This is a genomic window from Nostoc cf. edaphicum LEGE 07299, assembly GCF_015207245.1.
Lineage (GTDB): Bacteria > Cyanobacteriota > Cyanobacteriia > Cyanobacteriales > Nostocaceae > Nostoc > Nostoc edaphicum_B.
The window spans coordinates 1-10854 of sequence record NZ_JADEXF010000031.1 but is presented as its reverse complement, the minus strand read 5'-3'; the positions used below and the strand labels follow the sequence as shown (position 1 = coordinate 10854).

10 protein-coding genes are annotated in these 10854 nt (G+C 44.7%); 8 read left to right on the top strand and 2 right to left on the bottom strand.

What is annotated here, in order from left to right; all coding sequences use genetic code 11:
• Positions 1 to 265: 265 nt before the first annotated feature.
• The 3 genes from IQ229_RS01755 to IQ229_RS01745 all read left to right on the top strand — a co-directional run bounded on the left by IQ229_RS01755 (position 266) and on the right by IQ229_RS01745 (position 4221).
• Positions 266 to 1462 carry a site-2 protease family protein gene (locus IQ229_RS01755; RefSeq protein ID WP_194040726.1) on the top strand — a complete coding sequence of 399 codons (1197 nt, stop codon included), beginning with the start codon at positions 266 to 268 and terminating at the stop codon, positions 1460 to 1462.
• A gap of 256 nt (positions 1463 to 1718) precedes the next feature.
• A complete protein-coding gene (gene der, locus IQ229_RS01750) occupies positions 1719 to 3089 on the top strand; it encodes a ribosome biogenesis GTPase Der (protein WP_194040724.1) in 1371 nt (456 codons plus the stop codon).
• Positions 3090 to 3303: 214 nt separating this feature from the next.
• A complete protein-coding gene (locus IQ229_RS01745; protein WP_194040722.1) occupies positions 3304 to 4221 on the top strand; it encodes an energy-coupling factor transporter transmembrane component T family protein in 918 nt (305 codons plus the stop codon).
• Between the two features lie 336 nt (positions 4222 to 4557).
• On the opposite strand, the gene IQ229_RS01740 is transcribed toward IQ229_RS01745, so the two are convergent.
• Together IQ229_RS01740 and IQ229_RS24395 are read right to left on the bottom strand one after the other, a co-directional pair.
• Complete coding sequence (locus IQ229_RS01740; RefSeq protein WP_194040720.1) at positions 4558 to 4815, bottom strand: hypothetical protein; 258 nt, start codon at positions 4813 to 4815, stop codon at positions 4558 to 4560.
• A gap of 7 nt (positions 4816 to 4822) precedes the next feature.
• The gene (locus tag IQ229_RS24395) at positions 4823 to 4945 is read right to left on the bottom strand and encodes a hypothetical protein (RefSeq protein WP_265582940.1); all 123 of its coding nucleotides are present in this window, start codon (positions 4943 to 4945) and stop codon (positions 4823 to 4825) included.
• A gap of 95 nt (positions 4946 to 5040) precedes the next feature.
• Between IQ229_RS24395 and pipX the strand changes: the two genes are divergently transcribed.
• The 5 genes from pipX (at position 5041) to IQ229_RS01715 (ending at position 10714) form a co-directional block, all read left to right on the top strand.
• Complete coding sequence (gene pipX / locus IQ229_RS01735; protein WP_069068710.1) at positions 5041 to 5319, top strand: transcriptional coactivator PipX; 279 nt, start codon at positions 5041 to 5043, stop codon at positions 5317 to 5319.
• Positions 5316 to 5984 carry a YggS family pyridoxal phosphate-dependent enzyme gene (locus IQ229_RS01730; RefSeq protein ID WP_194040718.1) on the top strand — a complete coding sequence of 223 codons (669 nt, stop codon included), beginning with the start codon at positions 5316 to 5318 and terminating at the stop codon, positions 5982 to 5984. Before pipX ends, IQ229_RS01730 begins: the two co-directional genes overlap by 4 nt.
• A 367-nt stretch (positions 5985 to 6351) precedes the next feature.
• Positions 6352 to 6960: a cell division protein SepF gene (locus IQ229_RS01725; protein WP_194040716.1), complete on the top strand. Its 609-nt coding sequence runs from the start codon at positions 6352 to 6354 to the stop codon at positions 6958 to 6960.
• Positions 6961 to 7066: 106 nt separating this feature from the next.
• The gene (gene proC, locus IQ229_RS01720) at positions 7067 to 7885 is read left to right on the top strand and encodes a pyrroline-5-carboxylate reductase (protein WP_194040714.1); all 819 of its coding nucleotides are present in this window, start codon (positions 7067 to 7069) and stop codon (positions 7883 to 7885) included.
• 153 nt (positions 7886 to 8038) lie between these two features.
• Entirely contained in the window at positions 8039 to 10714 is a 2676-nt protein-coding gene (locus IQ229_RS01715) for a DEAD/DEAH box helicase (protein ID WP_194040712.1), read from the top strand.
• The last annotated feature ends 140 nt before the right edge of the window (positions 10715 to 10854 follow it).

Below are 10854 nucleotides of genomic sequence, written 5' to 3'. Positions count from 1 at the left end.
GAGTAGGGGTGAAGAAGGGAATAGGTTACAGGGTAAAGGGTTATAGGTTATTCCCTGTCACCTGTTACCTCTTACCTTTACCCTAACCTCATGCCCAATTCCCAATTCAAGAGTGTTGCTGACAGGCATTAATTGTCTATTCTAGAAATAAGAGCATTTCGTCATTTGTTACTACCGAATTGATACTCAGTATAGATGTGTATAGGAAGAAACGTAGTATTTCGGTATAAAAAGTACTGACGATATCTAGTTTTAGGGCAATGTAATGCAAACAAATTGGAAAATTGGGTCATTATTTGGAATTCCCCTGTTTTTAGACCCGTTATGGTTTGTAATTTTAGGGTTGGCAACCCTGAATTTTGGGGTAGCTTACCAGGAATGGGGGCCTGTTATAGCTTGGAGTGCTGGAATAGTTATGGCACTGCTGCTGTTTGGTTCGGTGCTATTACATGAGTTGGGTCACAGCTTGGTAGCCCGATCGCAAGGTATTAGAGTTAATTCAATTACCCTATTTATGTTTGGCGGGATTGCTGCCATTGAAGAAGAATCTAAAACTCCTTTTAAAGCCTTTCAAGTAGCGATCGCAGGCCCTTTGGTGAGTATCATCCTATTTTTCCTGCTCAGTCTGGCAGTTTTTGTAATACCTGATACTAATCCCCTCAGTGTCATGGTCGGAGATTTGGCGAGAATTAACTTAGTCGTGGCTCTATTTAACCTGATTCCCGGCTTACCTTTAGATGGGGGGCAAGTGTTAAAAGCAGCACTATGGCAAATCACAGGTAATCGTTTTCAAGCCGTACACTTGGCTGCAAAATCTGGGCAAATATTGGGTTATGCTGCGATCGCTTTCGGATTTGTTGTAGATTTCGTCACCAGAGAGTTAGTACTTGGCTTGTGGATTGCGCTGTTGGGTTGGTTTGCTGTCCGCAACGCTAACACCTATGACAACATGACTACATTGCAAGAAAGTCTACTCAAGGTGGTAGCGGCCGATGCGATGACTCGTGACTTTCGCGTAATTGATGCTGATCAGACATTGCGTTCCTTTGCCGATTTATACCTCTTAGAAACCACTCCTTCACAGGTTTATTTTGCTGCTTCTGATGGACGTTACCGGGGTCTAGTTTCCATTGACGATTTCCGTTTAACCCAAAGGAGTGAATGGGAAACTGAAACCTTACACAGCATAGTGCATCCACTGACAGAAATACCTACCGTTACAGAGTCAACAGCGATCGCTGAGGTAATTAACAAGCTAGAAAATGAGCAGTTACCGAGAATTACCGTCCTGTCTCCGGCTGGTGCCGTAGCTGGTGTAATCGATCGGGGCGATATCGTGCGATCGCTGGTACAAAAGTTAAATTTGCAGATAACCGATGCTGAAATTAAGCGCATCAAGGAAGAAGGTAGCTATCCACCAGGGTTGCAACTGGGAGTAATCGCGAAATCAGCTACAGATTAAACGTCACATCCTCGTCATAGGTTTGCAATAGATACGTCAAAAGCGTGTGTGATATTTAATTTGGTATTTGGTTACAAAATGCTTTTTTTGGGTAAAAGGTAGGACTTCCTACCTTTTTTATTTTCAAAGTATGGCATTACCAAACAGCCCATCGTAGACATCGCCTCAGATGATTGGGAAATTATTAAAACTTCAAGTTTAAAGCGAGTAAAATGTAAGTACGTGATATACTACGTCTCTCACTTACCCTGGTTTTATGGCACTGCCAATTGTTGCAATTATCGGACGCCCAAATGTGGGCAAATCCACCCTGGTTAATCGACTCGCCGGGGAACAAACGGCGATTGTCCATGATGAACCGGGAGTGACACGCGATCGCACTTATCTTCCAGCTTTCTGGAATGGTCGCGAATTTTTAGTGGTAGACACTGGTGGTTTAGTTTTTAATGATGATACCGAATTTTTACCACTAATTCGCCAACAGGCAATGACAGCCCTTGCAGAAGCGTGTGGCGCTATTTTTGTAGTCGATGGTCAAACAGGCCCCACCTCGGCAGATTTAGAAATTGCCGAATGGATGCGCCAACAACCCTTACCTGTCCTACTAGCAGTAAATAAATGTGAATCCCCAGAACAAGGCTTAATGCAAGCTGCCGAGTTTTGGGAATTGGGATTAGGCGAACCTTACCCCATCTCCGCGATTCATGGCAGTGGTACAGGAGAATTACTCGACGAGTTAGTTAATCACATCCCTGCTATTGAAGACATTCCAGAAACGAATGAAATCAAAGTAGCAATTGTAGGACGCCCAAATGTGGGCAAATCGAGCTTACTCAATGCTTTTGTCGGGGAAGAAAGGGCAATTGTCAGCCCAATTTCTGGCACTACCCGCGATGCTATTGATACCGTCATTGAACGAGCCGGACAAACCTACCGCTTGATTGACACCGCCGGCATTCGCAAAAAGAAACACATCGAATACGGCACAGAATTCTTTAGTATTAACCGCGCTTTCAAAGCGATTCGTCGCGCTGACGTGGTTTTATTAGTAATAGATGCTGTAGATGGAGTCACTGAGCAAGACCAAAAATTAGCTGGGCGGATTATCGAGGAAGGTCGAGCTTGCATCATCGTCGTTAATAAGTGGGATGCTGTCGAAAAAGACTCTTACACAATCTACGACTACGAAAAAACTCTGCAATCACGGTTACATTTTACCGAATGGGCAGAAACAATTTTTGTAAGTGCCTTGTCAGGACAACGGGTAGAAAAGATTTTAGAATTGGTGAAAACGGCAGCTGAATCACACAAACGCCGTGTCAGCACATCAGTGATTAACGAAGTTTTAACTGATGCTGTCAGCTGGCATTCACCGCCAGCATCTCGTGGTGGGCGTCAAGGGAAGATTTACTATGGTACACAAGTCAGCAGCCAACCACCAACGATCGCACTATTTGTCAACGACTCCAAGCGCTTCAACGACAATTACCGCCGCTACATTGAACGCCAATTCCGGCAACAGCTAGGATTTAAAGGCACGCCAATTATTTTACTGTGGCGGAGCAAGAAAGTCCGTGATGCCGAAAGTGGTAATGTTAATAGAGCAACTCGCGTCAAAATAAGTTAGGAGACGCGATGAATCGCGTCTGTACAAGAGAGATGCGATTAATTGCGTCTGTTAGGAAAGACGTGATGAATCACGTCTGTACAAGAGTTATGAGTTAAAGCCAAAATTGCTAACTACAGAACCCTATCGACATGAGTTTGATAGCGGCACAAGGTAAAAGTTATGAGTTAAAGTCAAAACTCCTAATTCTTCATTTCTCACTCGTAACTCTAAAATGGATTTATTGCGATCGCTGCCACTTGGACTTTATTTAGAACAACCCCAAACTTGGCTGCATAAAATCGACCCGCGAGTCAAGTTCGCGTGGTTGATGAGCTTTTTAACAAGCTATGTTTTAGCCAACAACAATTGGCGGGTGCTGCTGGTGGTAATATTAATCGTTGCCACCTTGATTGCGAGAATTCCTCGACGCGTATGGCAGCAGCAAATGGGTTGGCTATTAATGCTATCGTTTTTTGTGCTAGCGATCGCAGCCATCAGTCCTGATGGACTGGGTGTAGATTATCAGTCACGTCTGCCGGCTAATGAACAAATTTTAACCCAGCCAGCATTCTCTAATAATATTAAAGAGCCACCGACCGAGAAAAAAGCTTACAGCTACGTGCTATTTCACAAAGGCCCGGTTAAAGTTACTCGCTACTCATTGAGTTTGGCAGTACGCCTGAGTACACTTATATTTACCGTCATTTACAGTACTAACCTCTATCTTCTGACAACCGCACCAGAAGAAATTACATCTGGCATAGAAAGCTTAATGCAACCCTTGCGACGCTTCAAGTTGCCTGTCACAGAAATTGCTTTGACTTTAACCTTGTCCTTGCGCTTCATTCCCTTGGTTTTAGAAGAAGTGCAAAACTTATTTCGCTCTGTGATGACAAGGGCAATTAATTGGAAAAAGCTGGGATTAAAAGGAGCATTCAAGGTTTGGATGACAGTTGCAGAGAGACTTTTAGAAAATCTGCTTTTACGAGCCGACCAAATGGCAAATGCCATGATGGTGCGGGGTTTTACCAGTCCCAATGAGCATCGAGTCCAGTGGCACGATTTACGATTAAAAGGGCGTGACTGGCTGGCGATCGCAACTTTAATTTTATTCTGGGGAATACGGCTAGCTATAGGAACTCAGGCGTAATTTTGCACTGAGAAAATGGTAAGAGGTAATACAGCAGAATTCAGGAGTCAGAAGTAAAACATTAAATCGCCGTCTCTACCAAAGACTGATTATTGTAGAGACGGCGATTCATCGCGTCTCTTGCCTTAACCGAACCGTATTGAGCTTATAGGTAACGATATGGTAGGGTAAATTGAACAGCTACCCAGCCATAAAATCGATCCCCTACCATTTCCTGTAGATTTTAGCTATTAACCAGCGTTACGCGAACATTAAAAACTAATCTTAAGATTTTTGACCGAGTACCCTGATGAATCTCTGCACAACGCTCAGGCACAAATTGCACCACTGAAAATACTAGATAATCAATAGACCTTTTGCATAAATGGTAGTTTTCTTTCCAGTCCCCAATCCCCAATCCCAATTTTGTGCCATTGGGCGACAGTTGTGGCAGTATGGAAAGAAGTTGAAAAATGCGCCGTTGCCGTTGGGAACTTCAAAGGGTGTTTTTCCTTCCCACGTCGAACTTTCAACCAGAGGAGTGGCAATATTTTGTGCCTTGTCCCTACAGATTGCTAAATTGAAGTCACCAAAGCAGATGGTGATATTTGTCAAACAGCCTCTACTCTTTGAATCTACGCTTCGCGGCTTCTGTTGTACCATTACGCTTCACTACCACTAGCTTCATCTGCCCATTAGGAACTAGATCGAGGTCTTCGTAACCGCAGCTTCGCATTTTAACCAAATATTCTGACGAATGTTGGTATTATCGTCTGAATGTTTGGAATTTACTGCGAAAAGATATATATACTTCCACCTTGACTACACCTTGACTCTTAAATGAATCCAGAAAACGCAGAAACTTACATAAACCATCCAACTTGGGGTTTACTCTACAAAATCTGTATGGTTGATGAAAACCAGGATTTGTTCACCACACTTTATGCCCAGCGCTTATTTTTTTTGGTGGCAAATGACGTTAAAGGTGTTAAATTCCAGTCTCTAGGACGTACTGAGGCGAGAATGATGTTGGAAAATCGCTTACGTACCCTGCGGCGCAGTGGGCATTCTCAGGAGTACGATCAGCTTCAGAGTGTTTTCCAGCGCACCTTCCAATGAACAGTTCGATTTCCGAACGTATTGTTACTATTCGTTCCTCACTGCCAACTTCAGTCAAATTGATTGCTGTTAGCAAGCAAGTTTCTACCCAGGCCATTCGGTCTGCATACAATGCAGGAATTCGTGATTTCGGGGAAAGTCGTATCCAAGAAGCTGCCAGCAAACAAGCCGAGTTGCAAGACTTACCGGATATTACCTGGCACTTTATTGGACATTTGCAAAGCAATAAAGCCAAAAAAGCCATTGAACATTTCCCTTGGATTCACTCCGTGGATAATTTGAAGCTGGCACAGCGCTTAGACCAATTGGCGCAACAGCTAGGAGTGAGTCCCCAGGTTTGCTTACAAGTGAAAATTCTCCCCGATCCCAACAAGTCTGGTTGGAGTGTGCCAGAACTTTTGGCTGATTTACCCACACTCAATCAATACAAAAATTTACAAATTCAAGGTTTGATGACAATTCCGCCATCAGGATTAAAAGATTCTGAAATTTTCAATGTGTTTAATCGCAATCGCGAGCTAGCCAAAGAAATCCAGGAGCAAAACTGGTCGCATATTAAAATGCAGCACCTATCTATGGGTATGTCAGGCGACTACGAACTGGCAGTGCAAGCAGGCGCAACGATGGTACGATTAGGAACCATATTGTTTGGCGATCGCTCTTAGCCGATTAATCATCAGCCTTACTCTTCAGTATTAATAGAAGCTAAGGATTTGATGACAAGAATTTTGTAACAGACTGGTGCAATCCGAAACAAAGGATATAGTATTGACAAGAGCAATCGCCAAGAGAAAATGGGGTATAAAGAAGTTTCCTTCGGATAAACCTTAGGATATAATCTTTACTCATTATTATGTTTAGGCGATGCACAGACCTTTCCAATAAGTGTCAGTTCATCGCCAAAACTCGTAGTATGGGCTACAACTAGCAATACAGTTGCTGAAATATCCACCGATGTAGCGACCGCTCTTAACTCAATCAATCCTCAGCCAAGTCAATACAGGCTATTCGCACCAGGAGAGTACACACACAATGAACAACATTTTTTCCAAACTTAGAGACTTTGTGGGTCTAAATGAGCAAGTAGAATACGAGTATTACGAAGAAGAGCCAGAAACAGATAATAATAACAATTACCAAAATCTGTATCAGCAAGAAAATCCCCAGCCAGCACCACAAGAGAATCCAGCCGCTCAAAATCGACGCTGGCGGGAACCAGTGCCTACAATGGGAGATGATATGACCGCAGGTTCAAAGCCAATGGGGAATGTGATTGGTATGCCAGGAGCAATTAACGGAATTTCGGAAGTTTTAGTACTCGAACCACGCACCTTTGAAGAAATGCCCCAGGCAATTCAAGCGTTGCGCGAACGCAAGTCAGTGGTATTAAATCTGACAATCATGGACCCAGATCAAGCTCAACGAGCAGTAGATTTTGTCGCAGGTGGTACTTACGCACTAGATGGACATCAAGAGCGCATCGGTGAGAGCATCTTTTTGTTTACACCAAGTTGTGTCCAAGTTAGTACCCAAGGTGGCGTTCTTCATGAAGTACCACAACCACCAGTCCGTCCCTCTCGTCCGACAACAGGTACTCCAAATCAAACCTGGGGCAACGAAACTAACCGGATGGCACAATAAAGTTAAATTAGTAGTTAGTCCTTTGTCCTTTGTCATTTGTCCTGGGTTTTGCTCATGGTGACAAATGACAAACGACTAATGACCAATGACTAATGACTAATGACTAATGACTATAAAATTTGGCTTAATTGGTGGTGGGGTAATGGGAGAAGCGCTCTTATCCCGCCTTATCGCGCGTGGAATTTATCAATCATCAGAAGTCATAGTTAGCGAACCGCTATCTTCACGCTTAGATTTTTTAAAGCAGCAATACGGTGTTGCTGTGACGACAGATAATAGCCGGGTTTTCACCGAAGCAAAAGAAGTTCTATTTTTGGCGGTGAAACCGCAGGTGTTTAGCGCGATCGCTCAAGAATTAGCACATATTGATATTCTTAATAGAGAACATACACCCTTAATTATTTCTATTTTGGCGGGTGTGCCCTTAAGTCAGCTAGAAGCAGCGTTTGTGCAATTGCCAGTGATTAGAGCAATGCCCAACACCCCGGCAACAGTGGGAGCAGGAGTTACAGCGATTTGTTTAGGTGCATATACCAATGCCAAGCATCACCAAATAGCACAGCAAGTTTTTTCTGCTGTGGGTGAAGTCGTAGAAGTTTCAGAAGGGCTGATGGATGCAGTTACAGGGCTATCTGGTAGCGGCCCCGCTTACGTGGCGCTCATGGTAGAAGCGCTTGCAGATGGCGGAGTAGCCGCAGGTTTACCTAGAACAATTGCTAATCAACTAGCCTTGCAAACCGTACTGGGAACAGCGAAACTGTTGCAGGAAACCAAAATGCACCCAGCAGAACTCAAAGATCGCGTTACCAGTCCCGGCGGTACAACCATTGCCGGGATTGCCAAGCTAGAACAGGCAAAATTTCGTTCCGCTTTAATTGAAGCAGTCAAAGCTGCCACAGAGCGATCGCAAGAGCTGGGAAAATGAGACACTAGGGAATGGGGCATTGGGCATGGGGCATAGCGGATGGGGAATGAAGACTAAGTAAGAGTTTTGCAATATCCAATGCCCAATGCCCAATGCCCAATGCCCAATGCCCAACGTTAGTATAGTAAACAATCTGGTTGCAAATGTGATTGAGTGAATTATCCTGCACCGTCTCCAGAACTTGACTTAGGGTTTATATTTCCCTTTGAACTGGATCAGTTTCAAAAAGAAGCGATCGCGTCCCTGAACGCTGGGCGCTCCGTAGTTGTATGTGCCCCCACAGGTTCGGGCAAAACATTAGTCGGGGAATACGCCATTTATCGCGCCCTAGCGCGAGGAAAACGCGTATTTTATACTACTCCCCTGAAGGCGCTGTCGAATCAAAAATTACGTGACTTTCGAGAAAAATTCGGGTTCGATCGAGTCGGGCTGTTAACTGGAGATGCTTCTATTAACAGAGATGCACCGATTTTGGTGATGACCACAGAAATTTTCCGAAATATGCTCTATGGCACACCCATTGGGCAAATTGGAATCTCATTAGTAGACGTTGAAGCCGTGATACTTGATGAGTGCCACTACATGAACGATCGCCAGCGCGGCACAGTTTGGGAAGAATCAATCATCTATTGTCCCCGTGAAGTGCAACTGGCAGCTCTCTCAGCAACGGTTGCCAATAGCGATCAACTCACCGACTGGTTAAATCGCGTTCACGGCCCAACTGACCTGATTTACTCCGATTTTCGCCCAGTCCCCTTAGAATTCCACTTTTGCAATCCCAAAGGGTTATTTCCCCTGCTGAATGATAGCAAAACCAAAATTAACCCCCGACTTCAGAAGAAGAAGGGGAAAGGGGGAGAAAGGGATAGGGGGAGAAATGGCAGACCTGAAGCTCCGGGTATAATTTTTATCCTTAGCCAATTAGAGCAACGGGATATGCTACCAGCAATTTACTTTATCTTTAGCCGCCGGGGATGTGATAAAGCCGTGGCGGAAGTGGGTGATTTATGGCTGGTAAATAATGAAGAGTCTCAGATTTTGCGGCAACAGATTGATGACTTTTTAGCCCGCAATCCCGAAGCAGGACGTTCTGGACAAATTGCACCCCTGTACCGGGGAATTGCTGCCCACCACGCTGGGATTTTACCTGCTTGGAAAGCACTGGTAGAAGAACTATTTCAGCAAGGGCTGATTAAAGTAGTATTTGCCACTGAGACATTAGCAGCGGGAATTAATATGCCCGCCCGGACAACGGTAATTTCTACCCTTTCCAAACGTACCGATACTGGACACCGCCTGTTAAACGCTTCCGAATTTTTGCAAATGGCGGGACGAGCAGGCCGCCGGGGGATGGATAAACAAGGTCATGTGGTGACAGTCCAAACTCCCTTTGAAGGAGCTAAAGAAGCGGCGTATTTGGGAACATCCAAGCCAGACCCTCTAGTAAGCCAGTTTACGCCTAGTTACGGCATGGTACTCAACTTGCTGCAAACCCACACCCTAGAGCAAACCAGGGAACTGATAGAGCGCAGTTTTGGGCAGTACATGGCAACCTTGCATTTACGGCCAGAATACGATGAGATTGCCGAATTGCAAACCCAATTAGCTCAACTTCATGAACAAATCGCCGCAGTTAATGAAAATGAACTGGCTGTTTATGAAAAATTGCGGCAACGCCTAAAGGTGGAACGCCAGATATTGAAAACCTTGCAAGAACAAGCACAGGAAGACCGCCAAGAGGAATTGGTGATGATGTTGGGCTTTGCAGTGTCAGGAACTCTGTTGAGTCTCAAGGGTAAAAATATCATGGTGTCTTCACCCGTAACGGCAGTTTTAGTCGGAAAATCGCCTGGTTCTGGTCAAGCTCCTTACTTGGTATGCTTGGGGCACGATAACCGCTGGTATGTCGCAACCACAGGGGATGTAGTCGATTTGTATGCCGAACTGCCGCGAATTGAAGTGCCGCCTAATGTATTACCACCGCCAGAGATGCCTTTGAAGCCAGGACAATCGCGTCGTGGTAACGAAGAAAGCTTTGCGATCGCTGTGCGTATTCCTAATCCGATAGAATCTTTGCATCTAGCACCAGAAGTAGCAGAACAACTCAGTCACGTTACAGCTGTTCAAGAGCAATTAGAAGCTCATCCCCTACATCAATCAGGCAATGCGGCAACGCTTTTCAAACGTCGGGCCCGTTATGTCGAACTAGAAGCCGAACTCGAACAGTTGCAAGGGCAAGTAGAACAACAGTCACAACGTCATTGGGAAGAATTTCTCAATTTAATCGCCATTCTGCAACATTTTGACGCTTTGGATAACTTAGTCCCCACACGATTAGGGCAAATCGCTGCCGCCATTCGAGGGGAAAATGAATTGTGGCTGGGTTTAGTATTCGCTAGTGGTGAATTGGACAATTTAGATCCGCATCATTTAGCAGCAGCAGCAGCGGCTTTGGTGATGGAAACGCCCCGTCCAGATAGCAAGGTTAACTTTGACCTTAGTAATGAAGTGGCAGAAGCCTTGAAAAAATTGCGGGGAATTCGTCACCAAATGTTCCAACGACAACGGCGGTATAACGTAGCGCTGCCGATATGGTTGGAATTTGAGTTAATTGCCATAGTCGAACAATGGGCGCTGGGAATGGAGTGGACTGAACTCTGCGAGAACACTACCTTGGATGAAGGCGATGTAGTGAGAATTTTACGCAGAACTTTGGATTTATTGTCGCAGATACCCCACATTCCCTATTTGCCAGACTCTTTCTTGCGTAATGCCTATCGAGCGATGCAGTTGATTGATAGATTCCCAGTGAATGAGGTGGTTGAATAAATAGGATGCTCTGACGCACACAGAGTATTTAATCATTTCTGTGCCTCTTTTCCTCTCAGTACTTACGCAAAAATGGATGGTGTTGGGGCAATTCATGAATTGCCCCAGCAATGAACTTACATATTACCAAATAATAGTAG